Genomic DNA, 24,466 nt, shown 5'->3' on the forward strand with positions numbered 1-24,466 from the left:
CTGCGATGTCCTTCCTGCTGACCTGCCCCAACTGCGGCGTGCGTGAGGTGACCGACTTCGGCTTCGGCGGCGAGGTCTCGCCCCGGCCGACCGAGCGCCCCTCGGAGCGCGAGCTCAACGCCTACAACTACTTCCGCCGCAACGCCGCGGGCGTTCAGCGCGAGTGGTGGGTGCATCGCTCGGGCTGCCGCGCCTGGTTCCTGGCCGAGCGCGACACGCGCACCAACGAGGTGCAGTGGACCGCCCTGCCCGCCGACGCCCCGGCGTCGGCCGAGGTCGCGGGATGACCCGGCTTCCCGCCCAGCCCGGCGAGCGCATCGACCGCGCCGCCCCGGTCACGTTCACCTGGGACGGCAAGCCCGTCTCGGGCTTGGCCGGCGACACGATCGCCTCGGCGCTGTTCGCCTCCGGCACGCGCGTGTTCTCGCGCTCGTTCAAGTACCACCGCCCGCGCGGCGAGCTGTGCTTCTGCGGCGCCTGCGCGAACTCGCTGGTCACCGTCGACGGCCGCCCCGGCGTGCGCGCCTGCGGCGAGCCGATCGTCGCCGGCATGCGCGTCGAGCACCAGAACGCGTGGCCGTCGCTGGACTTCGACGTGATGGCGGCCACCAACCGCTTCGGCGGCAAGCTGCTGCCGCCCGGCTTCTACTACAAGACGTTCATCCGCCCGCGGAAGCTGTGGCCGGTCTACGAGACCGTCCTGCGCCGCGCCGCGGGCCTGGGCAAGCTGCCGCGCCACCAGGACGAGCGCGAGTGGGAGACCGAGTACCGCCGTCGCCACTGCGACGTGCTCGTCGTGGGCGGCGGGATCGCCGGCCTGGCCGCGGCCCTGGCCGCTGCGCAGGCGGGCGCCGACGTCGTGCTGTGCGACGAGGACGTCGAACCCGGTGGGCAGCTGCTGGCCGAGGGCGGCCGCGACCGGGCCCGCGCGCTGGCCGACGCCTGCCGCGCCGCCGGCGTGGAGATCCTCTCCCGCGCCCCCGCGCTGGGCTTCTTCGACGGGCTGGTGCCGGTGTGGCAGGGCTCGACCCTGCATCAGATCCGCGCGGCCCGCTTCGTGGCTGCCACCGGCACGATCGAGCAGCCGCTGATCTTCCCCGACAACGACCTCCCGGGCGTGATGCTGGCCGGCGCGGCGCGCCGCGCGACCGGCGTCTTCGGGGTGCGGCCGGGCCAGACCGCGGTCGTCTCCGCCGTGGGCGACCGCGGGCTGGATGCCGCGCTGGCGCTGCACCGCGCCGGCGTGCGCGTCGCCGCCGTGGCCGACCTGCGCGACGCGCCGTCGGCGCTGACCGCCGAGCTGCAGGCCGCGGGCATCTCGGTCCGCCAGGGCGCGACCGTCGTCCGCGCGCTGGGCAGCAAGGGCGTGACCGGCGCGGCGCTGGCCGCCGTCGACGAGCGTGGCTACGCGATCGGAACGCCCGAGCGCGTCGAGTGCGACCTGCTGGTCGTCAACGGCCCCGAAGCGCCCGCCACCTCGCTGCTGCTGCAGTCCGGCGCCCGGGCCCGCTACGACGCGTCGACCGGCCGCTTCCAGGCCGGCGACCTGCCCGCCGGCGTGCACGTGGCCGGCGCGGTCGCGGGCCGGGAGAGCGCCGACGACGCGCAGGAGTCCGGCGCTCGCGCCGGCGCCGATGCCGCCGCCGGCCGGGTCTCCGCGTCGACCTCCGTCCCCGCCGCGCTCAGCCCGGTGGCCACGCCGCCGGCGCTGGCCACCGACGGCGGCACGAAGGGCAAGGCGTTCGTCGATCTCGACGAGGACATCACAGTCAAGGACATCGAGTACGCCGTGGACGAGGGCTACGACAGCATCGAGCTGTCCAAGCGCTACACGACCGTCACGATGGGCCCGTCACAGGGTCGCTTCTCCCAGCTGGCCTCGGTCCGTGCGCTCGGCCGCGCGACCGGGCAGACGCTGGGCGACGTGGGCCTGACCACGGCCCGCCCGCCGTGGGTGACCGTGCCGATGGGCGCGCTGGCCGGCCGGCCGTTCGAGGCGGGCAAGCGCTCGCCGATCGCCCTGGACGGGGCGACCGTCAAGTGGGCGGGCGACTGGCGCCGGGCCTACGACTACGGCGATCCCCAGGGCGAGGCGCTCGCGGTCCAGACCACGGCGGGGCTGATCGACGTCTCCACCCTGGGCAAGCTGCTCGTGCGCGGGCCCGAGGCCGGCGAGCTGCTCGACCGCCTCTACCCCAACGCGATGTCCAGCCTGAAGACGGGCCGCATCCGCTACGGGATCATGACCTCGGAGGCGGGGCGCATCACCGACGACGGCACGGTCTGCCGCATCGACGACGAGACGTTCTACGTCACGACGACCTCCAGCGGCGCCGCCGCGGTCGAGGCCCAGATGACCTGGTGGCTGACCGCATGGGAGCTGGACGTGTGCGTCACCGACGTCACCCAGGGCATCGCGGCGATGAACCTGGCCGGGCCCAACGCCCGCGCGATCCTGGCCACGGCCAGCGACGCCGACGTGTCCAACGAGGCCTTCACCTACCTGGACGCCCGCGAGCTGACCGTGGCCGGCGTGACCTGCCTGGCGCTGCGCATCGGCTTCGTCGGCGAGGTCGGCTACGAGCTGCACTGCGCCGCGCCCCACGCCCAGGCGGTGTGGGACGCGCTGCTGGCCGCCGGCCAGGCGCACGGGCTGCGCCGCTTCGGCCTGGAGCCCCAGCGGATCCTGCGCCTGCAGAAGCTGCACATCCTCGTCGGCCAGGACACCGATTCGGAGTCCACGCCCTACACGACCGGCCTGGACTGGGCGGTCAAGCTGGGCAAGGACCAGGACTTCATCGGCAAGTGGGCGCTGGAGCGCGCGGCCGACCGCGCGCCCGAGAGCGCCCTGGTCGGCTTCACCTGCCCGGGCGGCGAGGTGCCGACCGAGGGCGCGGTGGTGCTCGTCGACGGCGAGCCCGCCGGTCAGGTGACCAGCTCACGCCACTCGCCCAAGCTGGCCATGACCATCGGCATGGCCACCGTGCCGCCCGGCCTGGCCACCGACGACGCGCGCATCGTGATCTCCGACGCGGGCCAGCGCATCAACGCGGTCGTCACCACCAAGCCGTTCTACGACCCCGAAGGGAAGGTGCTGCGCTCGTGACGTCTCTCGCTTTCCTGGAGGTCGATCCCAGCGCGGGCAACGCCGTCAGCCCGATCGCCCCGCCGACGCTCGGCGATCCGGCGGCCCAGCGCCGCGCGGTGGTCGAGACGGTGGCCGTGGCCGACGTCTCGCTGCTGCGCAAGACCGAGCTCCAGGGCGACCTGAGCCACGAGCTCAACACGGCCGTGCGCACCGGCGCGGGCTGGTACTGCCCGGTGACGCCCGGTCGGGCCCTGGTCATCGGCGCCCCGGCCGACGTCCCCTCCGGCGCCCGCGCGCTCGACGTGACCGGCGTGTTCGGCGCGCTGGTCATCGCCGGCCCGCTGGCCCGCGAGACGTTCGCCCGCTTCTGCGCGCTGGACCTGCGGGCCAGCAAGCTGCCGGTCACGGGCTTCCGCCCCGGCTCGGTGGCGCGAACCCCCGGCTTCGTCCTGCGCGAGGACGACGAGCGCTTCCTGATGCTCTTCGGCGCCGCCTACGGCGCCTACGTGTGGGAGGTCGTCACCGACGCGGCGACGCGTCTGGGCGGTTGTGCGGTCGGATCGGAGGCCCTGGATGCGTGACCTGTTTCGCAAGCGGCGGATGTGGCGCCCGCGCGCCGAGCTGAAGAAGCGCTACGACGTGGTGATCATCGGCGGCGGCGCACACGGGTTGGCCACCGCCTACTACCTGCGCCAGCAGGGGATCACCAACGTCGCCGTGCTGGAGAAGAGCTACATCGGGTCCGGCGCGGCGGGACGTAACACGACGATCCTGCGCTCCAACTACAAGACGCCCGAGGGCGCGCGCTTCTACGACGCCTCGGTCAAGCTGTACGAGGGGCTGGGTCAGGACCTGAACTTCAACCTGCTGTTCAGCCAGTGCGGGCACCTGACGCTGGCCCACAGCGACCGCGCGATGTTCGTGATGGCCAACCGCGCCGAGGTCAACCGCCTCCAGGGCATCGACAGCCAGCTGATCGGCCCGGACCGGGTCAAGGAGCTGGCCCCCACGATGTACGTCGGGCCCGACACGACGTATCCGATCCTGGGCGCGCTGTACCACCCGCCCGGCGGCATCATCCGCCACGACGCGGTGGTGTGGGGGTTCGCCCGCGGCGCCGACGAGGGCGGCGCGGAGATCCATCCGTACACCGAGGTCACGGGCCTGGAGCGCACGGGCGACCGCATCACCGCCGTCAACACCAACCGCGGCCGCGTCGAGGCGGGCACGGTCCTGAACTGCACGGCGGGCTGGTCGACGCTGCTGTGCGACATGGCCGGCGTCCAGCTGCCGATCACCACCCACATCCTGCAAGCCTGCGTGACCGAGCCGGTCAAGCCGTTCCTGGACGTGGTCATCGTCAGCTCCCAGATGCACGTCTACATCTCCCAGTCCGATCGCGGCGAGTTCGTGATGGGCTCGGAGATCGAGCCGTGGACGACGTATCGCACGCAGGGCACGCTGAACTTCCTGCAGGACCTGACCAAGCACACGCTGGAGCTGTTCCCGCAGCTGGAGCACGCGCGGCTGCTGCGCGCGTGGGCCGGCCTGTGTGACCTGAGCCCCGACTACAGCCCGATCCTGGGCCAGACCGAGGTGGAGAACTTCCACGTCTCGGCGGGCTGGGGCACCTACGGCTTCAAGGCGTCGCCGATCGTCGGCCAGACCCTGGCCGAGCTGGTGGCCACCGGCCGCACCCCCGACCTGATCGCCCCGTTCGCGCTCGAGCGCTTCTACGAGGACAACCTCGTGTCCGAGCTCGCGGCCGCCGCCGTCAGCCACTGATCGCCATGTTCCACTTGCTCGTCTCGTGCCCGGACCGGCCGGGGATCGTCGCCGCGGTCTCGTCGCTGCTGGCCGCCGAGGGCGCCAACATCGCCCAGTCCGACCAATACTCGACCGACCCCGAGGGCGGGCGGTTCTTCCTGCGCATGGCCTTCTCCTTCGAGGGCGACCTGGAGCGGTTGCGCGCGCGCCTGCAGGAGCTGGACATGGACACGCGCCTGTTCGACGCGTCGGTGCCCAAGCGCGTGGCGATCATGGTCTCCCGCTACGACCACTGCCTGGTCGATCTGCTCTGGCGCGCCCGCCGCGGCGAGCTGCCGATCGAGGTCGGCGCGGTCGTGTCCAACTGGGAGGACCTGCGCGGCGAGGTCGAGGGCTTCGGCCTCCCCTACCACCACATCCCCGTCACCAAGGACACCAAACCCGCCGCGGAAGCCGCACAGCTGGAGCTGCTCGGCGGCGGCCAATACGACCTCGTCGTCATGGCCCGCTACATGCAGATCCTGTCCGACGACTTCCTACGCGCCGTGGGCTGCCCGGTCATCAACATCCACCACTCCTTCCTGCCCGCCTTCGCCGGCGCCGGCCCCTACGAACGCGCCAAGGAACGCGGCGTCAAGCTGATCGGCGCCACCGCCCACTACGCCACCGCAGACCTCGACGAAGGCCCGATCATCGAACAGGACGTCGTCCGCGTCACCCACGCCGACAGCGCCGCCGAGCTGACCCGCGCCGGCGCCGACGTCGAACGCACCGTCCTGCAACGCGCGGTGCGCTGGCACTGCCAGGACCGCGTGATCGTCGACGGCAACGCGACGGTCGTCTTCTGAGCACGTTCGACTACGTCGTCGTCGGGGGCGGTGCCGCCGGCGCCGTGATCGCCGCGCGGCTGGCCCAGCGCGGCCAGGGCACCGTGGCGCTGCTGGAGTGGGGCGCCAGCGACGAGGACGAGCCGCGCGCGCTGCAGCTCGACCGCTGGCCGGAGCTGTTCGAGAGCGAGCACGCGGTCCACTACCCGTGCGAGCCGCAGGCCGCCGGCAACGGCGCGGTGCTGCAGACGCGCGGGCGGATCCTGGGTGGATCGTCGTCGGTGAACACGATGATCACCTGGCGGCCGCTGGCCAGCGACCTGGACGAGTGGGTGGCCGCGGGCGCCGCGGGCTGGGATGCGCCCGCCCTGGGCGACGCCGTCGCGCGCTTCCGCGAGACGACCCGCTTCGGCCCGGTCGCGCCGGCGGACCGCAACCCGTTCCTGGCCGACGCCGTGCAGGCCGCCGCGACCGCGCTGGACGTGCCGCTGCGCTCGCGCTGGAACGACGGCTCCGCCATCCTGGACGGCGCCGGCTTCGTGGAGATCGCCTACGACCCGTCGACCGGCCGGCGCTCGTCCTCGTCGGCGTCCTACCTGCACCCGATCGCCGACCGCGACGGGCTGCAGGTGCGCACGCACACGCGCGCCACCCGGCTGCTGCTGGAGGGCGACCGCGCGGTCGGCGTGCAGACGCTGGCCCCCGACGGGACGACCGACACCGTGCGGGCCCGCCGCGAGGTGGTGCTGTGCTGCGGCGCGATCGACACGCCGCGCCTGCTGCTGCAGTCGGGCATCGGACCCGCCGGCGTCCTGCGGGCGGCGGGGATCGCGCCCGTCCACGAGCTGCCGGGCGTCGGGGAGAACCTGCAGGACCATCCCGAGGGCCTGGTGGTGTGGGAAGCGGCGCGCGACCTGCCGCACACGCACGCCTCGTACTGGGACGCCGCGGTCCTGGCCCGCCTGGATCCGGGCGCCGACCGTCCCGACGTGGTCATCCACCTGCCGCTGATGACCTACGCCGACCACGCGCTGGCCCGCGGCGTGGCCATCCCGGAGCGCTCGATCACGATGACGCCCAACGTGGCCAAGCCGCACAGCCGCGGCCGGGTGTGGGTCGACTCGGCCGATCCCGACGCGCCCCCGCGCATCGACTACGGCTCGTTCACCGATCCCGACGGCCACGACGCGCGCGTGCTCGTCGAGGGCGTGCGCCTGGCCCGGCGCATCGCCCGCGCCCAGCCGGCCGCACCGTGGTTCGGCGCCGAGGTCTTCCCCGGCCCCGATGTCGTCTCCGACGCCGACCTGTCCGAGGTCGTCCGCGCCACCCACAGCACGGTCTTCCACGTGTGCGGAACCTGCCGCATGGGCGCCCCCGACGACCCGCTCGCCGTCGTGGACCCCCAGCTGCGCGTACGCGGCCTGACCGGGCTGCGCGTCGCCGACGCGTCGGTGTTCCCGACGATGACCGCGCTGAACCCTGTCGGTATGGTCATGGTCCTGGCCGAGCGAGCCGCACAGCTGATCGGAGAGACATGACCGCGCACGCGCTGTGGCACCCCTTCGCCGACATGGGCGCGGTGGCCGCGGATCCGTTCGTCATCACCCGCGGCGAGGGCGTCTGGGTGTGGGACGAGGCGGGCCGCCGCTACCTCGATGGGTCCGCCTCGCTGTGGTACGCCAACCTCGGCCACGGGCGGCCGGAGATCGCCGAGGCCGTCGCGGCCCAGCTGCGGGAGCTGGACGCCTACAGCACGTTCGGCGACTACGCCAACCGCCCCGCCCTGGAGCTGGCCGACCGCCTCAGCGCGCTGGCCCCCACCGCGGGCAGCAAGGTCTTCCTCGGTTCCGGTGGTGGCGACGCGATCGACACCGCGGCCAAGATCGCCCGCGCCTTCCACAGCCACGCCGGCCAGCCCGAGCGCGTCCACCTGATCAGCCGCGAGCACGGCTACCACGGCACGCACGGCATCGGGACCGGGATCGCGGGCATCCCCGCCAACGCCCAGCACTTCGGCGATGTGGTGCCCGATGCCTCGGTGGTCCCCTACGACGACGCCGCCGCGCTGGAGGCGGAGATCGAGCGGCTGGGCGCCCACACGGTCGCGGCGTTCTTCTGCGAGCCGGTGATCGGCGCCGGCGGCGTCTACGCACCGCCCGACGGCTACATCGAGCAGGCGGCGGCGATCTGCGCCCGCCACGGGGTGCTGTTCGTGGCCGACTGCGTGATCAACGCGTTCGGGCGCCTGGGCACCTGGTGGGGCGTCGACCGCTGGCCGATCCGGCCCGACCTAATCGTCTTCGCCAAGGGCGTCACCGGCGGCACGCTGCCGCTGGGCGGCGTGGTGGTCAGCCCCGACGTGGCCGCCCCGTTCTTCCCCGCCGGGCCCGGGGCACCGATCTTCCGCCACGGCGCCACCTACGCCGGCCACCCGACCTGCTCGGTCGCGGCGCTCACCGCGCTGGACCTGTACGAGCGCGATGGCCTGATCGCGCGCGGCCGCGAGCTCGAAGGCGCGCTGCACGACGCCCTGGCGCCGCTGGCCGACGACCCACGTATCGCCGAGGTCCGGGGCGGCACCGGCCTGATGGCCGCCGCCCAGCTCAGCGACGCCTACCTGGCCCAGCAGCCCGGTGCGGTCGGCGCCTGGCAGCGCTCCGCCCGCGAGGCGGGCGTCCTGGCCCGCGGCCTGGGCACGGGCCTGGCCGTCTCGCCGCCGCTGACCATCACCGAGGCCGAGCTCGTCGAGCTCGGCGCCGGGTTGCGGGCCGGGCTCGACGCGCTGCCCGACGCCTAACCCGGGGTCCCGGCGGCCTGGGCCGCGGCCACCCGGGCGATCGGCACGCGGTAGGGCGAGCAGCTGACGTAGTCCAGCCCGTTGTGGTGGAAGAACTCGATGCTGTCGGGGTCGCCGCCGTGCTCGCCGCAGATGCCGAGCTTCAGCGACGGGCGGCCCTGGCGGCCCAGCCAGGCGCCCATGCGCACCATCTGGCCGACGCCCGGGGTGTCGATCGTCTCGAACGGCGAGCGGTCGAGGATGCCGGTGTCGATGTAGCGGTCGAGGATCTTGCCCTCGATGTCGTCGCGGCTGAAGCCCAGCGCGGTCTGGGTCAGGTCGTTGGTGCCGAAGCTGAAGAAATCGGCGTCGGGGCTGATGTGGTCGGCGATGAAGCAGGCCCGGGGCAGCTCGATCATCGTGCCGACGAGGTAGTGCTCGCCGCGGTACAGCTCGGAGTCGGCCATCACCTGCTCGACCAGCGTGGCGGCCAGCGCCAGCTCGGCCTCGTAGGCGACCAGCGGGATCATCACCTCGACGGCCGGCCATACCTGCCAGGTCTCGTAGAAGTCGCGCATGGCCATGGCGATCGCCCCGGCCTGCATCGCGTAGATCTCCGGGTGGACGATGCCCAGGCGCACCCCGCGCATGCCGAGCATCGGGTTGGTCTCCTGCAGCGCCTCGGCGCGGGCCCGGATCGCCGAGCCGGGCTCCAGCTCGGACGGGTGCGGGAGGAACTCGTGCAGCGGCGGGTCGAGCAGCCGGATCGTCACCGGCAGGCCCTCCATCGCCTCGAAGATCTGGCGGAAGTCCTCGCGCTGGAGCGGCAGCAGCTTGGCCAGCTCGGCCCGGCGGCCGGCCTCGTCGGCGGCCAGGATCACGTCGGCCATCAGCTGCTGACGGTCACCGAGGAACATGTGCTCGGTGCGGCACAGGCCGATGCCCTCGGCGCCGAACGATCGGGCCTTGGCCGCGTCGTCGGGCGTGTCCGCGTTGGCCCGCACGCCCAGGCGGCGCAGCTCGTCGCACCACTCCAGCACGGTCTGGAAGTGCTCGTCGACCTTGGGCTCGATCAGCGGCACGTCGTCGACGGTGACCGTGCCGGTCGTGCCGTCGATGGCGATCCGGTCGCCAGCCTTGAGCACCGTGTCGTTGACGCGCGCCTGGCCGGCGTCGAGGTCGATCTCGACGGCGCTGGCGCCGGTCACCGCGGGCACGCCCATGCCCCGGGCCACCAGCGCCGCGTGGCTGGCCTTGCCGCCCTCGGAGGTGAGGATCCCGCGCGCCGCGTGGAAGCCGGCCACGTCGTCGGCCTCGGTGAACGGGCGCACGAGGATCACGTCCTCCCCGGCCTCGCCCTGGGCCACCGCGTCGGCGGCGGTGAAGACGATCGTGCCCTTGGCCGCGCCGGGCGAGGCGGCCACGCCGCGGGCCAGCACCGTGTAGGCGGCGCTCGGATCGAAGGTCGGGTGCAGCAGCGCGTCGAGCTTGCCCGCGTCGATCGTGGCGATCGCCGCCGCCTTGTCGAGCAGGCCTTCGTTGACGGCGTCGACGACGAACCGCACGGCGGCCTGCGCGGGCCGCTTGGCGTTGCGCGTCTGCAGCATGTAGAGCCGGCCCTCCTCCACGGTGAACTCGCAGTCCTGCATGTCGCCGTAGTGGGCCTCGAGCGTGCGCAGGATCTCCATCAGCTGCGCGTGCACGTCGGGCAGCCAGTCGCGCAGCTCGGCGATGTCGCGCGTGTTGCGCACGCCGGAGACGACGTCCTCGCCCTGCGCGTTGGCCAGGAAGTCGCCCGACGGCTCGGGCGCGCCGGTCACCTCGTCGCGGCTGAAGGCGACGCCGGAGCCGGACGTGTCGCCCTTGTTGCCGAAGACCATCTGCTGGACGTTGACCGCCGTGCCCCAGTCGTCGGGGATGTGGTTGATGCGCCGGTAGCTGATCGCCCGGTCGCCGGTCCACGAGTCGAACACGGCCTGGATCGCCTGCTCGAGCTGGACCTGCGGGTCCTGGGGGAAGTCGTAGAAGGCCTGGAACGCGCGCGTCAGCTCCTGCAGCGCGGCCACGTCGAGCTCGGTGTCCAGCGTGACGCCGCGGTCGGCCTTGACGCGCTTGATCTCCGCCTCGAAGCGCTCGCCGGCGACATCGCGCACGACGTTGCCGAACATCTGCACGAAGCGCCGGTAGGAGTCCCAGGCGAACCGCTCGTTCCCGGTCTTCTGGGCCAGCCCGACGACGCTGGCGTCGTTGAGCCCGAGGTTCAGGACCGTGTCGAGCATGCCGGGCATCGACTCGCGCGCCCCGCTGCGGACCGAGACCAGCAGCGGGTCGTCGGGGTCGCCGAGCTCCTGGCCCGCCTGGGCCTCGAGGCGGCCGAGCGCCTCGCGCACCTGGTCGAGCATGCCGTCGGGGAAGGCGCCGTCGCGCATCGTGGCCACGCAGGCCTCCGTGGTGATCGTGAAGCCCGCCGGCACCCGTTCGGCGCCGAGCACGCGCGTCATCTCCGCGACGTTGGCGCCCTTGCCGCCCAGCAGGTCCCGCAGCTCCCGCGAGCCGTCCTTGAAGTCCACCACCCAGCGCGTCATTCGCGAACCGTACTCAAGTGGATCCAGTCCAGTCGACTGGATACACCCAACCGGGGGTCTTGGCCGCCACCGGCGGTTTCGGAGACACTGTGCGCCCGTCATGAGCACCAACCCCGCCCGCCACCTGTCCAGCGCCGACCGCGGCCAGCCGCACGCCGAGCTGATCGACGCCGGTCGGCGCCTGGCCGCCACCGGGCTGCTGCGCGCCCGCTCGGGCAACATCAGCGTCCGCACGCCGGGTGGGCTGCTGGTCACCGCCGGCGGCGCCCGCCTCGGTGCGCTGGCCGCCTTCGACCTCGTCGACGTCGCCGGCCTGGACGAGCGCCCGACGCGGGCCACCAGCGAGCTCGGCACGCACGCGGCGATCTACGCCGCCCGCCCCGACATCCACGCGGTCGTGCACACCCACAGCCCCTACGCGACGGCCTGGTCGTGCGTGACCGACCGCTTCGAGATGCCGCTGGAGGAGACGCGCTACTACGCGATGGACCGCACCGTCGGCGTCGCCGCGTACGCCACGGGCGGCAGCCCCGAGCTGGCCACCGCCGCGGTCGCCGCGCTGGGCGACGGCGCCGCCGTCCTGCTCGAGCGCCACGGCGCGATCACCGTCGGGCGCACCCTGGCCGAGGCGGTCGACATCGCCGAGTCGCTGGAGCACCAGGCGCACGTGGCCTGGCTGCTGCGCGCGGCGGGCGAGCGCGAGCCCGTCTCGCGGCCGGCCACCCAGTAGGGCTGGCCCTTGACGCGGTCCTGGGCGATCGCGTAGCGGTCGACCATCAGCTGCCTGGCCGCGCTGCCTCAGTCCGCCGGATCGACGTCGAGCTGTCGGCGCCGGCTCGCGGTCTCGTCGTGCATGGTGCTCAGGAAGGCGAGGACGCTCTCGAGGCCCGAGATGGTGTGGCGGGCCATGCGCGCGCGGCTGCGGGTGGCGATCGGCTCGTAGTAGGCCAGGCTCTCGCGGCGCCGGGATTCGTCGAGCACGACGTGGACGCGGCGCCGGTCGGCCGGGTCGCTCTCGCGCCGCGCAAAGCCGCGCGCGACCAAGCGATCGATGGCCTTCGTCATCGCCCCGGTGGTCAACCCGGTCAGCTCAGCCAGGCGTCCCGCTGCGAGCGATCCGCCGTGCTGGTCGATGAGGTCCAGGCACCGCGCATCGGTGCGGTTGAGGCCCTGGCGGTCGGCCAGCAGCTCGTCGAGGGCCGCGGTCTCGACGTGTAACGCGCGGTAGGCCTCGCCGATCGCGTCGAGCAGGTCGACCTTGGAGCGTTCGGACATCGAGCGCGAGCCTATCGCCGCCCCTGCACCTTGCCTAGGAGAGAATCTTTCTGTAGAAAGCTTTCCATGGAGAGAGTCCCTTTTACGCACAACCGCATCCTGGCCAGCCCGAACAAGCTCAAGCTCGCGGTGTTCGGCTTCAGCGGCTCCGGCGGAACCACCGTCACCGCCGCCCCCGGGCCGCCGAAGGGCGACGACTGGGACGAGCAGCTGCGCATCGTCCGGCTCGCCGACGAGGCGAACATCGAGGCGGTCCTGCCGGGCGCACGCTGGGCGGGCTACGGCGGACCGACGAACTTCCAGGGCAAGACGTACGAGACGCTGCCGTGGGCGGCCGCCATGGCCGCCGTCACCAAGCAGTGCTCCGTGTTCGCGACCTACCACGTCCCGACCGCCCACCCGGTCCGCCTGGCCAAGACGATCGCCACGATCGACCACGTCGCGCGAGGCCGCTTCGGTCTGAACATCGTCGCCGGCTGGAACAGCGCGGAGATGGCGATGTTCGGTCACGAGCAGCGCGAGCATGACGATCGCTACGAGTACGCCGACTCGTTCTTCGAGGTCTGCAACGCGCTCATGGACCGCGACGGGTACTTCGACATCCACAACGCGTTCTTCGACCTGGAGCGGCTCTACTCCGAGCCCAAGCCGATCCAGGCGCCGCGGCCCGTCTACATGTCGGCCGGCGTGAGCCCGCGCGGACGCCGCTTCTCGGCCCAGAACTGCGACATCAACTTCGTGGTCATGCAGGACCCGGCATCCGCCGCGGCGATGGTCGCCGACACCAAGCGCATGGCCCGCGACGAGTTCGGGCGGGAGATCCGGGTCTTCGGCGGTGTCCAGATCGTCTGCGCCGACACCGAGGCCGAGGCGCAGCGCTACTTCGAGTACTACGTCGACGAGATGGGCGACTACGAGGCGGCCGCCAACGTGCTCTCGTCGCTGTTCCCGCAGGTGCAGGACGCGACCGGCGGCGCGCGCGAGCTCCCGCCCCAGATGCGCGGTTTCGCCCGCCACTTCATCGCCGGCCACGGTGCAGTCCCGCTGATCGGGACGCCCGAGACGATCGTCGAGCAGATGGCCGGGTTCGCCGACGCGGGGCTGGACGGCCTGACCGTCCAGTGGGTCAACTACGAGGAGGGCCTCGTGCAGTTCCGCGAGCATCTCCTGCCGCTGCTGATCGACGCGGGGCTGCGGGAGGACGAGGGGACGGCCGACGACGTCGCGGCGGCCGCCGCCGCGGTCGCCTGATGCGGGTCCTGGCCGTCGACGGCTCGCCGACCGGCGGGCGGACGAAACGCGTCCTGCAGGCGGTGCTCGAGGGCGCCGCCTCGGCCGGCGCGACGACGAGCCTCGTGTCCCTCGCCGAGACCGACGCGGCCAGCGCAGTTCAGGCGACGACACGGGCCGACGCGCTCGTGCTGGGCACGCCGGTCTATCGGGCGTCCTACACCGCGCAGACGAAGGCGTTCCTGGATGCGCTGCCGCGCGGATTCTGGGGCGAGACCGAGGCGCCGATCACCGGCCGCGCCGTCTCGATCGTCGCGACCGGCGCATCGTGGCATCACTTCCTCGCGCTCAACGACCTGCGTGACGTCCTCTCCACGTTCTTCGGCGCCTGGGTCGTGCCGCCCGGCCTGTACCTGTCAACGGACGGCTTCGCCGAGGACAAGCAGCTCACCGGCGAGGCGCGCGCGGCCGCTCGACGCGAAGGCGAGACGCTTGTCGCGCTCGCTTCGGCGATCGCCGCCGACGAAGTCCTCGCCGGAGTCCGCCCGCAGGTCTAGTGTCGTGCGTCGGTGGTTGGTGTGCATCTGGCGGCGAATTTCTGCTCAGGGCACTAGATCCGGTCGCGCAGGCGCGCCTCGCGCCCGTAGGTCGCCACCACCGCGACGATCAGAACGCCGAAGATGATCTGCTGGTCGGCGGAGTCGTAGCCCTTGCCGACCAGCACCGTGCCCAGCACGGTCAGGATCAGCGCACCCACGACCGTGTGCGTGTAGTCGCCGCGCGAGCCCATCACGGTGGTGCCGCCGACGATCACCGCGGTGAGACCCTGGAAGAAGAACGGGTCGCCGACGGTCTGGTCGGCGCCGGAGAACCCGGCCAGCAGCACCCCAGCGAGCGCGCTGAAGATCGCGCTGGCCGCGAACACGCCGATCCACACGGCGCGGGTGGGCACGAGCGCCAGGCCCGCCGCACGTGGGTTGGCACCGGTCTCGTACACCCGTCGGCCCGCCACGGTGCGATGCAGGAACACGGCCAGCGCGACCGCGACGGCGGCCCAGATCACCACGACCGGCGGCACCTCGATGCCCAACGTGGTGCCGTTGGCGGCCGTGATCTCCGACAGGAAGGCGGGCGCGCTGCCGGTGATCTGCCCACCGGTCCAGGCCACGCACGCGCCCAGCGCAGCGGAGCCGAGGCCGAGGGTGACGATCAGCGGCTGCAGCATGAAGCGGTGGCAGATGAAACCGGCCAGGCCGCCGAGGGCCGCGAAGACGACGAGAATGAAGGCGAAGGCGGCCAGGAACCCCCAGCCGTGCGCGCCGCACAGCTGGGCCAGGATGATCGCCGCGGCGGAGATGTAGCCGGAGATCGACAGATCCAGGCCTCCGACGATCATCACCAGCGTCTGCCCCGCGGCAGCGAATCCGGTGATCGCGGCGAGGACGAGCATCGAGCGGATCGACGAGCTGCTGGAGAACGAGTCGATCGTCGTCGCGCCGTAGACGAACAGCGCGACGAGCGCGACCAGCTGGAGGATCGGAACGCGCCGCTGCACGCGGGAGATCCGCTGGATGGTGGTCAGGTCGCTCATGCAGCCACCAGCCCGCGACGCTGGAACGTGAGCCGGGCGCCGACGACGACCCCGACCACGAGCATCACGCCGTAGACCAGGTTCAACCAGGTCGAGGAGATCTGCGCCGCCGACAGCAACGTCTGGACCAGGTAGAGGACGAACGCCCCGAAGAACGAGCAGGCCAGGCCCCCGCGGCCGCCGTACAGCGGGGTCCCGCCGAGCGCCACCGCCGTCAGCGCGACGAGCAGGTACTGCGCGGTGGCAGTGGCCTGCGTCGACTGCACCAGCGCGGTGAGGGCGATCCCGCCCACGGCCGCGAACAGCCCGTTGAGCGCGTAGGCGATCAGGCGCGTGCGGTACACGTCGACGCCGGCGGAGTACGACGTCGCGTCGTTGCCGCCGACGGCATACAGCGTGCGGTGAAACGGCGTACGGGCCAGGACGTTCCAGATGACCACCGGGATGGCCATCAGGATCAGCGCGCCCGGGATGAACCACACCTGGTCGGCCAGATCGCTCGTCCAGTTGGCCGGCGCGGGCAGCGGGTCGCCGGCGATCTTCACGGCCAGGCCACCGATCACGAACAGCGTGCACAGCGTGGCGATCACCGGTGGAATGCGCCCGAACGTGACCATCAGGCCGTTGCCGGCGCCCACCGCCGCGCCGATGGCCAGCAGGAGCGGGAGCGCGACGTACCAGTCGCCGATCACGTCGTGGCCGACGAGCCATTTGATGAACACGACGTTGACGAGCACCATGATCGGGCTGACGGAGATGTCCAGCCCGCCTCCGCCGGAGACGATCGACGGCGTCGAAGCCATCGCCGCCAGCGCCAGCGGCGCCAGCGTCGCCAGCTGCAGCGGCCAGTTGCCGGGCTTGGCGAAGTTCGGCTCGACCGCGATGTTGGCGATCAGCAACGCGAGCGACAGCGAGGCTGCGAACAGCCACGGATGCGTGCGTAGCGCCCGGCCGACGTCAGGCATGGACGGTCCCTCCGAAGAACGTGGACACGAGGGTGTGGCGGCTCAGCCCTTCGCGCGCGAGCTCGGCGGCCAGCTCGTGCTCGCGGAAGACGAGAACCCGGTCCATCAGCTCGACGTGCTCGTCGACCTCGGTCGAGAGCATCACCACGCTGACGCCACCGGCGGCCAGCTCGCGCAGCAGCCGGTACACGTCGCGCTTGGCCCCCAGATCGATCCCCCGCGTCGGGTCGTTGAGCAGCAGGATCCGCGGTCCGGCGGCCAGCCAGCGCGCGATCACGACCTTCTGCTGGTTGCCGCCCGACAACGACGTGATCGGGTCGCCGGGGTCGCCGAGCACGATCCGCAGTCGCTCCGTGTACTCGGCGAAACGGCGGCGCGAGCGCGCGGGCCACAGCAGGCCACCGGCGGCGTCGCGGCCGAGCGTGGCCACCGCGAAGTTCTCGAGGATCGACTTCGAGGCCAACAGCGACTCAGCCCGTCGTTCGCGCGGCACGTAGGCGACGCCCAGGCGCGCGGCCTGGCGGGGCGACGTGATCGGCGCGCCCTCGCGCTCGACCTCCCCACCCCCGGCGGATCCTCCGCCCCACAGGGCGCGCAGGAACGCGTCCTGACCATGGCCCTCGAGGCCGGCGAGCCCGACCAGCTCGCCCTCACGCAGATCGAGGTCGATGGGCCGGCCGCCGGGCCGCAGGCGGAGGTCGCGCGTGCGCAGCACGATCGGCGTCTGGCCGGCGGCGGCCGCCGCCTCCCGCGCCGACGGCGCGCCCACGCCCGCGGTCAGGTGGTCGGCCCCGGTCATCAGCTCGACGAGCCGGTCGGTGGTGGCGTCCTGGCGGGCCAGCGTGGCCACCGTCTCGCCGGAGCGCATCACGGTGACCCGGTCGGCGAGCTCGTCGATCTCGTCCATGCGATGGGAGATGAACACCACCCCGGCACCGCCGGCCGCCATCCGTCGCAGGTGGTCGAACAGACGCCCTCTGGTGGCCACGTCCAGCGCGGAGGTGGCTTCGTCGAGCAGGAGCACACGTGGCTCACGCACCAGCGACCGGGCGATGCAGCAGGCCTGGCGGTCGCTGAGCGAGAGCATCCCGGCGGGTGCGTCCAGCGGCGGTGGGTACCCGAGGAGCATCTGCAGCTGCTGCGCCGCCTGCGCCCGCTTGGCCGCGTCGGAGATCGTCGCCCGCAGGAAGCCCTCGTTCCCGAGCCACACGTTGTCGAGCACCGAGCGTCCCTCGACGACCAGCACCTCCTGGAACACCGTCGAGATCCCGGCGCCGAGCGCCGCGCGCGGGTTGCGCAGGCCGCCTGGGCGCGGTGTCCCGGAGACGACCAGGCTCCCTCCATCGGGCTGATGCACGCCGGCCAGCAGCTTGACCAGCGTCGACTTGCCCGAGCCGTTCTCGCCCACGACCGCATGGATCTCGCCCGGGAGCAGGTCGAAGGTGGCCGACCGGATTGCCTGGGTGGGACCGAACGACTTGGCCACGCCAAGGGCGCGGAGGGCGGTATGGGGGTTCTCGGACAGGACTCTCCTCCTTCGGCGCGGCACCGTACCGACAGATTGAGTCCCAATCAACCCATAGTCGCACGATAGGATTCGTGGTCGTGCCCGCACGCCCTCTGACCACTGATCGTCGCGAGCGATTGCTGGAGGCTGGCCTGGAGGCGTTCGGGCGGCTCTCCTACGAACAGGTCTCGACCGAACGTGTGGCCGAGCGGGCCGGCGTCGCCCAAGGGCTGCTGTTCCACTACTTCGGCACGAAGCGCAAGTTCTATGTCGAGGTGAACCGCCTCGCGCTGGCGCAGATCCGTGCCGGCTTCGAGGCCAACCCGGATGCCGAGCCACACCGGTGGATCGTGCAGGAGATCGAGACGTTCCTGTTCGGGATGCTCGAGCGGCCACCAAAGTCGATCGGCGCTGGGATTGACCTGCTCGCCGAGGTCAGCGAACTGGTCGACGAGCAGCAGGAGTGGGGCATTCGCCGGGTGCTTGATCGCATGGGCATCGAGGAGCCGACCCCCTTCCTGCGGGTCGCCCTGCGCGGTTGGATGGGGTGCCTGATGAGCGGCGCGATGGTGTGGCTCTCCACGCCGGAGGTCAGCCGTGTGAAGGTCCGCGACCTGTTCGTCGACGACCTCAACGCGACGCTGGCGCACGTGGCCGCGGTCGAGCCCGAGTCGGGCGTCGACGCGGCCTTCTTCCTCGCTCGCTGACCAGAGGCCAAGCGACCTGGACGAGCCTCGCCACCGGCGAGCGCTTCGGCCTGCCCGCGGTTGAGGGTTGAGTCCCACTCAATCCATCTGTACAGTCGCCGCCCGTCAGTCCCCGAGGAGAGAGCAGAGCTGATGAGGACCACCTGGACCACCGCCCTGTGCGCCGGCCTGTTCACGCTCGCGCTGGCCATGGCCGGCTGCGGCGGCAGCGACACGACGACCAGCGGCGGGACCGACGACGGCCCCGGTCGCACCCTGGCCGCCACCCCGCCCGACAGCGGCTGTGGCAGCGTCCCCAACCCGGCGGTCAAGGACCCCGACGGCGTCGTCGCGAGCCTGCCCGCCTCCTACAAGGCGCAGTACGACAGCTCACCGGATCCCGTCCTGGAGAGCGCCTGGCGCCACTGGAAGCCCGACCACGCGCCGCCCTACAAGGTCGCGATCGTGTGGGGCCCGCCCCAGAGCGACTCCCAGACGCTGACGCTGGACGCGATCAAGAAGCGCCTGGAGGCCAGCCCGCTGATCAGCGACGTCAGCACGAGCACCCTCGGTCAGCTCAACGTGCCCGCGCAGCTGCAGCAGCTCGCGGCCGCGGCCCAGCAGGACGCCGACCTGATCATCACCCAGCCTGGGCAACCCGAGGCGTTCGTCGGCCCGATCAAGAAGATCGCCGCGACCGGCACACCGGTCGTCACGGTCCTCGGCGGCCCGCCCATCGCCGAAGCGGTCAACGTCGACTCCAACAACTACGCCGCCGCCGCGCAGACCGCCGCCCGGCAGATGCAGATCATCGGCGGCAAGGGCAACGTGATCCTCGCCCACGGCGTCATCGGCATGCAGGTCGACAACACCGAGTCCGCCGCGTTCGCCGCCGTGCTCGACCAATGCCCTGACGTCAAGAAGCTCGGCGACGTCACCGGCGCCTTCAGCACCTCGACGTCCAAGAGCGAGACGCTCAAGTTCCTCGGCACGCACCCGCAGAAGATCGACGCGGTGCTGCAGGTGGCCAACATGGCGCCCGGCGTGATGGGCGCGTTCGACCAGACCGGGCGCCCGATGCCGGTGGTCGGCGACATCGGCAACCAGAAGGGCTCGCTCGGCTACTGGAACGACCACCGGGCCGACTACCTCGGCGTGGGCGCCGGTCTGCCGCCCGAGCAGCTCGGGGGTGCGGCGGCCAGCGTCGCGCTGCGGATGCTCGAGGGGCAGGGCGTCAAGTCCAACCTCATCACCCAGCGTCTGCCGCTCATCACCGAGCGCAACCTCGACGAGTGGGTGGAGCCCGGCTGGGACCTGCGCACGGTCGGCACCGCGCTCGGCCCAGACGGGGTCTTCCTCACGGAGGACTACCTCGACCCGCTGTTCGACAACGGCTCGACCCCGAAGTGATCACCAACCCCAGGAGGAGAGACAGCATGTCCCGTCGTCCCCGCCGCGCCCTCGCCGTGGCACTCATCACCGGCCTCGCCGGCCTGACGCTCGTCGCCGTCCCGGCAGCGCAGGCCAAGACGGTCGCCTTCGACTACTCGATCGCCAAGACCGGCAAGGTCCCCACCGACCTGTCGCACCTCAGCGGCAAGCTGGTGGGCAAGCCGTTCGGCAACGGCTCGTTCACGGGCAAGACCATCGTGCCCGTCACGACCTACGTGTGGAAGTTCAAGGGCGGCACGATCAGCGCGCGGTTCGACGCCAAGCTCGACGGCATCATCGCCTCCGGGCCGCTGAAGATCACCGGCGGCACCGGCACGTTCGCCGGCGCCAAGGGCAGCGGGACGGCACGCGGCGCGATCGACGGATCGGTGCCCTTCCACTTCAAGGGCAAGGTCAGCTACTGATGACGCTCGAGCTCGGTTCGGCGGCGGGGTTCACCACCCCGCCGCCGAGCGACCCGGCCGCGCAGCTGCAGTGGCTCGTCGACCGCGCGTGCATCAGCGACCTGCTGGCGGACTTCGCCCGGCGGATCGACACCCACGACCAGGCGGGCTACGCCGCGAACTTCACCGAGGACGCCGTCCTCGCGCTGCCCTTCGGGCGATTCGAGGGGCGCGACGCCATCGCCGCGATGACCGGCCCCCCGCCGCCGATGGCCACGCACCACCTGTCGACCAACCACCAGATCGAGATCGACGGCGACGTCGCCCGGTCGCGGTCCTACCTGCAGGCCACGCACGTTCGCGACGAGGCCGACCCCACGAAGTGCTGGAAGGCGGGCGGCTGGTACGACTGCGCCTACCGGCGCGACGCCGACCGCTGGCGCTTCACCAGCGTCGAGCTGACGATCCGCTGGACCGACCAGGGACCGGCGTTCTGATGGCGGGCGCGTTCCCCGGCGTGCACCTCGTCGGATCGCTCCCGTTCGAGAGCGGCGACGAGGCGTTCGCCTTCGTCTACGACCAGCTGCGCCCGTGGGTCCGCCGCGTGCCCGACGAGACCGGCGACCGCGCCGGCTGGGTGTCCCTGCAGCTGCCGTTCTTCTTCAGCAACCCTGCCTTCGAGATGGCGCCGGCGCCGGCCAGCTCGCCGGTGCAGATGCCGATTGCCCGACTGCGCGCCGATGTCGATCCCGCCGACCTGACCTTCGGCGATTTCGCCTACGCGGAGGCGGCGATCGCCTCGCACGCTCTGCTCGTCGGAGCGCGCGAGCGCGGCGAGCTGCGACCGGACGCGCGACTTCTGGTGGCGATGCCCGCGCCGCACAACCCGGTCGGGATGTTCAGCCATCCCGACAGCCAGCGCGACGTGCTGCCGGCCTACATGGCCGCGCATCGGCGCAACGTCGAGACGCTGGTTGCGGCCATCCCTCCCGAGGACCTGGCGATCCAGTGGGATCTCGTCAACGAGCTGGGTGCATCAGTCGGCGCCGAGGCCATGTGGGTGTTCGACCGCGAGGAGGTCATCTCCGAGGTCCGCGAGCTGGCGCGGTGGGTCCCCGCCGGCGTCGAGCTCGGCTTCCACCTGTGCTTCGGCGACACCAACCGCGACAACATCCGGCCTGGCGTGCCGTCGCCGTTCACGATCGAGGGCCACCGTCCCAGCGACGCCGAGCAGCTGTCCGGTGCGTTGTCGGCCATCGCGGAGGGCGTCGAGCGGCGGGTGGACTTCGTGCACCTGGCGATCCCGATCGGGTTCACGCAACCCGAGCCGTTCGCCCCGCTGCGCGTGGCCCGGTTCCCCGCGGACGCCGAGGTCTACCTCGGGGTGGTGCACGCGCAGGACGGGATCGATGGCGCCCGTGTGCGCGCCCGCCTGGCCGCCGATGCCCTGGAGGGTCGTCCGTTCGGCATCGGCACCGAGTGTGGGATGGGCCGCTACGGCACCACGGAGAAGTTCGACGCCGCGGTTGCCACCCTGCGTGAGCTGGCCACCGAGCTGGATTGCGCCGTCGCGCATGGCTGAGCTGTCGGCCCTCGTCGTCGGCGGCGGCATCGCCGGTCTGGCCAGCGCGATCGCCCTCGGGCAGGCCGGCGCGCACTGCGACGTCATCGAGCTCTCCGATCGCCCGATCGGCACGTCGATCTCGTTCTCGGGTGGCTCGCCGATGCGTTCGCTGGCCGCGCTGGGCGTGCTCGACGACTGCCTGGCCACCGGCACGCCGATGACCCAGACCCAGCTGCGGTTCTTCGACGGCGCGGGCCACGAGACGCTGGCGCTCGGTCCGCCCGGCGAGGGGCCGCCGCGCGGCGTGGGGATCCACCGGCCCGTGCTGGCGGAGATCCTGGCTGCTGCCGCCCGCGCGCAGGGCGCCTCGGTCGTCGTGGGTGGCGCGCGGCTGGTCGACCTGGATGCCACCGGCAGCGCCCGGTTCGACGACGACACCGAGCGGCGCTACGACCTGGTGATCGGCGCCGACGGCATCAACTCGACCGTGCGCCGGCTGGTCTTTCCCGACGCCGCTGAGCCGACGCTTGCCGGCCAGGGATCCCTGCGCTGGATGGCGCCCGGCGCGCCGCCGGAGGGCCCCGGTTCGTTCTACCGCGCCGGCCCGGTGCAGCTGGCCAGCTATGGCCTCCCGCAGGGCACGACCTACGTCGCCGTCAACTTCGACGACGGCGGGGAGCGCCACGTCGCCGGCCCGGAGGCGGTCGCGCTCCTGCGCGAGCAGCTCGACGTCTTCACCGCGCCCTACGTCGTCGCGCTGAAGGAGCGCCTGCGCGACGACCAGGAGGTCCTCTATCGCGCCTACCGGTGGGTGCTCGTCGACGAGCCGTGGGTCCGCGGGCGCGTCGTGCTGGTCGGCGACGCCGCACACGCCACGACCGCGCACATGGCCTCGGGCGGCGTGATGGCCCTCGAGGACGCCGTCGTCCTCGGCCAGGAGTTGGCCGACCTCGACATCGAAGCGGCGCTCGGCGCCTACGCGGCCCGGCGGTTCGACCGGGCCGCGATGGTCGTGCGCGCTTCCGTGCGCGTCGCCGAGATGGAGCAGCAGGGCTGCTCCCCGATGGAGATCGCGCAGGTGCGCGTCCCGGCGATCATGGAGCTGGAGAAGCCGTACTAGTGCCCCGATTCAAAAATTCGCCCGCATCTGGTGGCGCCGGAATCGTGTCTGCCCCGGCATCCACCAGCTGCACACGAATTTCCGAATCAGGACACTAGGCGCGCTCGGCGATGAACGGCGACGCCGGGAACATCCCGGCCTTGGCGTCGCCGGTCATCTCGTCGCCGGCGATCGTTCCGGTGAACGTGATGTTCAGCGGGAACGGCTTGGTCACGTCGACCTTCCAGGTCGCCGTGTCGCCGTCGATGCTGCCCTCGTAGATCGACTGGATCTCGCCCTCGGCCGCGAAGGTGCCGCTGAGCGCGGCGCCGTCGGTCGCCGCCTCGAGCTTGGACTGCTGCGCGCCCATCGGCGTCTGGATGGTGATCTGCCAGGTTCCGTCGATGCTCATGTCGTGCCTCACTCTCCTCTGATTTTCAGAATCAGGCTTCTGTTTCTGTTATCTATACCGGACCCCCATCCATCCATCAAGGAGGAGAGAGCCATGAAGCGCGTTGCCGCGCTGTCCGCGGTTGGCCTGGTCGCCGCCGTTCTCGCGATCCCGTCGGCCGCATCCGCTGCCAGCGTGTCGTTCAGCTGCAAGGGCGCAGCCACCACCGACATCACCAAGCCGGTCACCTCGTCGTGCTCGGGCGCGCCGTTCGGCACGTTCAAGGCGCTGGTCGACTCGTCGAAGGTGCCGACCGTCACCTACAAGCTGTCGGTCAAGGGCGGCACGGTGAACCTGGTCGCGACGACCGTGCTCAAGTCGTCGGAGATCACCGGCACCTGGAAGGCCACGGGCGGCACCGGGAAGTACAAGAAGGCGAAGGGCAAGGGCACGCTGACCGGCGCGCTCAAGGCGGGCGCCCCGTTCACCTTCAAGGGCTCGATGTCCTGGTGACGCTGCGCCGGGGCCGGTGCGCGCGCCGGCCCCGGCCCAGTGGCTATGCCTCGGGCAGGAGCAGGTAGTTGGTGACCAGCCGGACGAGCTGGTCGGCGAACACGTCCCAGCCCAGCTGGTGACTGCCGCGGACCTGCGCGAGGTCCGTGACGCGCCGGGCGAGCATGTCGGCCGCCGCGCGGAAGCCGAACTGGAGCGCCAGCTCAGGGTCCGGATGCTGGATCTCCGCGCGGTGCGCCGACAACACGCGCACAAACGCGATGCCCAGATCGCGCGCCGACGCCGAGCCGCGGGCCAGCACCTCCTCGTCCTCCGTGCTGCGCGCCATCAGCTGCCCCAGCACGCGCTCGTTGCGCTCGAACAACGCGGCGGTCTGGCGGACAGCCCGGTCGATCGCCGCGCGCGCGTCGAGCTCCTCCCAGATCGGGTCGTCGAAGATCTCGCGCTGCTCGGCCGCCAACGTGTCGAGCACGCGCTGCTGGATGGCCAGGAACAACGCGCGCTTGTTGGAGAAGCGACCGTACAGCGCGCCCATCGACACCTTGGCGCGCTTGCCGATCTCGGTGACGGTGACCGCCTCCCAACCGCCCTCGCTCAGCAGCTCCACCCCGGTCTTGAGCACCCGCTCGAGCGTGTCCCGACTGCGCTGCTGGACCGGGGGGCGGATGAGCGGTTCGGGGTTGGCGGACATTCGGGGCAAGCCTAGGCGACGCTCAGGCGGCGACACCCGTCGGTTGTCGCTTGACGGCCTTCGGCGAGAAGGCTAG

24 protein-coding genes are annotated in these 24,466 nt (G+C 72.0%); 17 read left to right on the forward strand and 7 right to left on the reverse strand.

The features are described from left to right. The first annotated feature begins 5 nt into the window (after positions 1-5). From ACZ5UI_RS15345 to ACZ5UI_RS15375, 7 genes are read left to right on the forward strand one after another with little or no spacing between them, the layout of a single operon-like run. Positions 6-287, forward strand: a complete 282-nt coding sequence (locus ACZ5UI_RS15345) for a sarcosine oxidase subunit delta (RefSeq protein WP_464188323.1) — start codon at positions 6-8, stop codon at positions 285-287. Next, positions 284-3,106 (forward strand): FAD-dependent oxidoreductase, encoded by a 2,823-nt coding sequence (locus ACZ5UI_RS15350; RefSeq protein ID WP_464188325.1) that lies wholly within the window; start codon positions 284-286, stop codon positions 3,104-3,106. Before ACZ5UI_RS15345 ends, ACZ5UI_RS15350 begins: the two co-directional genes overlap by 4 nt. Continuing rightward, the gene (locus ACZ5UI_RS15355; RefSeq protein WP_464188327.1) at positions 3,103-3,669 is read left to right on the forward strand and encodes a hypothetical protein; all 567 of its coding nucleotides are present in this window, start codon (positions 3,103-3,105) and stop codon (positions 3,667-3,669) included. The genes ACZ5UI_RS15350 and ACZ5UI_RS15355 overlap by 4 nt, the downstream gene beginning before the upstream one ends. After that, positions 3,662-4,873, forward strand: coding sequence for an FAD-dependent oxidoreductase (locus ACZ5UI_RS15360; RefSeq protein WP_464188329.1), 1,212 nt, complete (start codon positions 3,662-3,664; stop codon positions 4,871-4,873). Before ACZ5UI_RS15355 ends, ACZ5UI_RS15360 begins: the two co-directional genes overlap by 8 nt. A gap of 5 nt (positions 4,874-4,878) precedes the next feature. Continuing rightward, complete coding sequence (gene purU / locus ACZ5UI_RS15365) at positions 4,879-5,703, forward strand: formyltetrahydrofolate deformylase (protein WP_464188331.1); 825 nt, start codon at positions 4,879-4,881, stop codon at positions 5,701-5,703. A gap of 44 nt (positions 5,704-5,747) precedes the next feature. After that, the gene (locus ACZ5UI_RS15370) at positions 5,748-7,220 is read left to right on the forward strand and encodes a GMC family oxidoreductase (RefSeq protein ID WP_464188333.1); all 1,473 of its coding nucleotides are present in this window, start codon (positions 5,748-5,750) and stop codon (positions 7,218-7,220) included. Further along, positions 7,217-8,479, forward strand: a complete 1,263-nt coding sequence (locus ACZ5UI_RS15375) for an aminotransferase family protein (RefSeq protein WP_464188335.1) — start codon at positions 7,217-7,219, stop codon at positions 8,477-8,479. The genes ACZ5UI_RS15370 and ACZ5UI_RS15375 overlap by 4 nt, the downstream gene beginning before the upstream one ends. Here the strand turns inward: ACZ5UI_RS15375 and ppdK are convergent. After that, positions 8,476-11,043: a pyruvate, phosphate dikinase gene (gene ppdK / locus ACZ5UI_RS15380; RefSeq protein ID WP_464188337.1), complete on the reverse strand. Its 2,568-nt coding sequence runs from the start codon at positions 11,041-11,043 to the stop codon at positions 8,476-8,478. The genes ACZ5UI_RS15375 and ppdK overlap by 4 nt on opposite strands. A gap of 100 nt (positions 11,044-11,143) precedes the next feature. Here ppdK and ACZ5UI_RS15385 point away from each other — a divergent pair, with 100 nt between their 5' ends. Then, positions 11,144-11,773, forward strand: a complete 630-nt coding sequence (locus ACZ5UI_RS15385) for a class II aldolase/adducin family protein (protein ID WP_464188340.1) — start codon at positions 11,144-11,146, stop codon at positions 11,771-11,773. Positions 11,774-11,841: 68 nt separating this feature from the next. Here ACZ5UI_RS15385 and ACZ5UI_RS15390 read toward each other — a convergent pair whose 3' ends face one another. Next, positions 11,842-12,318, reverse strand: coding sequence for a MarR family winged helix-turn-helix transcriptional regulator (locus tag ACZ5UI_RS15390; RefSeq protein ID WP_464188342.1), 477 nt, complete (start codon positions 12,316-12,318; stop codon positions 11,842-11,844). Positions 12,319-12,384: 66 nt separating this feature from the next. On the opposite strand from ACZ5UI_RS15390, the gene ACZ5UI_RS15395 reads away from it, so the two are divergent. Both ACZ5UI_RS15395 and ACZ5UI_RS15400 read left to right on the forward strand, forming a co-directional pair. After that, on the forward strand, positions 12,385-13,569 hold the full coding sequence (locus tag ACZ5UI_RS15395; protein WP_464188344.1) for an LLM class flavin-dependent oxidoreductase: 1,185 nt from the start codon (positions 12,385-12,387) through the stop codon (positions 13,567-13,569). Continuing rightward, entirely contained in the window at positions 13,569-14,105 is a 537-nt protein-coding gene (locus ACZ5UI_RS15400; protein WP_464188346.1) for an NADPH-dependent FMN reductase, read from the forward strand. Before ACZ5UI_RS15395 ends, ACZ5UI_RS15400 begins: the two co-directional genes overlap by 1 nt. A gap of 53 nt (positions 14,106-14,158) precedes the next feature. Here ACZ5UI_RS15400 and ACZ5UI_RS15405 read toward each other — a convergent pair whose 3' ends face one another. From ACZ5UI_RS15405 to ACZ5UI_RS15415, 3 genes are read right to left on the reverse strand one after another with little or no spacing between them, the layout of a single operon-like run. After that, positions 14,159-15,139: an ABC transporter permease gene (locus ACZ5UI_RS15405; protein ID WP_464188349.1), complete on the reverse strand. Its 981-nt coding sequence runs from the start codon at positions 15,137-15,139 to the stop codon at positions 14,159-14,161. Continuing rightward, positions 15,136-16,104, reverse strand: coding sequence for an ABC transporter permease (locus ACZ5UI_RS15410; protein WP_464188351.1), 969 nt, complete (start codon positions 16,102-16,104; stop codon positions 15,136-15,138). The genes ACZ5UI_RS15405 and ACZ5UI_RS15410 overlap by 4 nt, the downstream gene beginning before the upstream one ends. Continuing rightward, on the reverse strand, positions 16,097-17,590 hold the full coding sequence (locus ACZ5UI_RS15415) for a sugar ABC transporter ATP-binding protein (protein ID WP_464188353.1): 1,494 nt from the start codon (positions 17,588-17,590) through the stop codon (positions 16,097-16,099). Before ACZ5UI_RS15415 ends, ACZ5UI_RS15410 begins: the two co-directional genes overlap by 8 nt. A 113-nt stretch (positions 17,591-17,703) precedes the next feature. On the opposite strand from ACZ5UI_RS15415, the gene ACZ5UI_RS15420 reads away from it, so the two are divergent. The 6 genes from ACZ5UI_RS15420 to ACZ5UI_RS15445 all read left to right on the forward strand — a co-directional run bounded on the left by ACZ5UI_RS15420 (position 17,704) and on the right by ACZ5UI_RS15445 (position 22,816). Beyond that, complete coding sequence (locus ACZ5UI_RS15420) at positions 17,704-18,318, forward strand: TetR/AcrR family transcriptional regulator (RefSeq protein ID WP_464188356.1); 615 nt, start codon at positions 17,704-17,706, stop codon at positions 18,316-18,318. A 132-nt stretch (positions 18,319-18,450) separates the two neighbouring features. Continuing rightward, entirely contained in the window at positions 18,451-19,707 is a 1,257-nt protein-coding gene (locus ACZ5UI_RS15425) for a substrate-binding domain-containing protein (protein WP_464188358.1), read from the forward strand. A 26-nt stretch (positions 19,708-19,733) separates the two neighbouring features. Continuing rightward, positions 19,734-20,153: a hypothetical protein gene (locus ACZ5UI_RS15430; RefSeq protein WP_464188360.1), complete on the forward strand. Its 420-nt coding sequence runs from the start codon at positions 19,734-19,736 to the stop codon at positions 20,151-20,153. Beyond that, complete coding sequence (locus ACZ5UI_RS15435) at positions 20,153-20,629, forward strand: nuclear transport factor 2 family protein (protein ID WP_464188362.1); 477 nt, start codon at positions 20,153-20,155, stop codon at positions 20,627-20,629. Before ACZ5UI_RS15430 ends, ACZ5UI_RS15435 begins: the two co-directional genes overlap by 1 nt. Beyond that, entirely contained in the window at positions 20,629-21,714 is a 1,086-nt protein-coding gene (locus ACZ5UI_RS15440) for a hypothetical protein (RefSeq protein WP_464188364.1), read from the forward strand. The genes ACZ5UI_RS15435 and ACZ5UI_RS15440 overlap by 1 nt, the downstream gene beginning before the upstream one ends. Continuing rightward, positions 21,707-22,816 (forward strand): FAD-dependent monooxygenase, encoded by a 1,110-nt coding sequence (locus ACZ5UI_RS15445; protein ID WP_464188367.1) that lies wholly within the window; start codon positions 21,707-21,709, stop codon positions 22,814-22,816. The genes ACZ5UI_RS15440 and ACZ5UI_RS15445 overlap by 8 nt, the downstream gene beginning before the upstream one ends. A gap of 94 nt (positions 22,817-22,910) precedes the next feature. On the opposite strand, the gene ACZ5UI_RS15450 is transcribed toward ACZ5UI_RS15445, so the two are convergent. Next, positions 22,911-23,207: a hypothetical protein gene (locus ACZ5UI_RS15450; RefSeq protein WP_464188369.1), complete on the reverse strand. Its 297-nt coding sequence runs from the start codon at positions 23,205-23,207 to the stop codon at positions 22,911-22,913. A gap of 93 nt (positions 23,208-23,300) precedes the next feature. Here ACZ5UI_RS15450 and ACZ5UI_RS15455 point away from each other — a divergent pair, with 93 nt between their 5' ends. Next, the gene (locus tag ACZ5UI_RS15455; RefSeq protein WP_464188371.1) at positions 23,301-23,699 is read left to right on the forward strand and encodes a hypothetical protein; all 399 of its coding nucleotides are present in this window, start codon (positions 23,301-23,303) and stop codon (positions 23,697-23,699) included. 43 nt (positions 23,700-23,742) lie between these two features. Here ACZ5UI_RS15455 and ACZ5UI_RS15460 read toward each other — a convergent pair whose 3' ends face one another. Then, a complete protein-coding gene (locus ACZ5UI_RS15460) occupies positions 23,743-24,390 on the reverse strand; it encodes a TetR/AcrR family transcriptional regulator (protein WP_464188373.1) in 648 nt (215 codons plus the stop codon). Between the last annotated feature and the right edge of the window lie 76 nt (positions 24,391-24,466).

Source organism: Conexibacter sp. JCM 18997 (assembly GCF_055391915.1).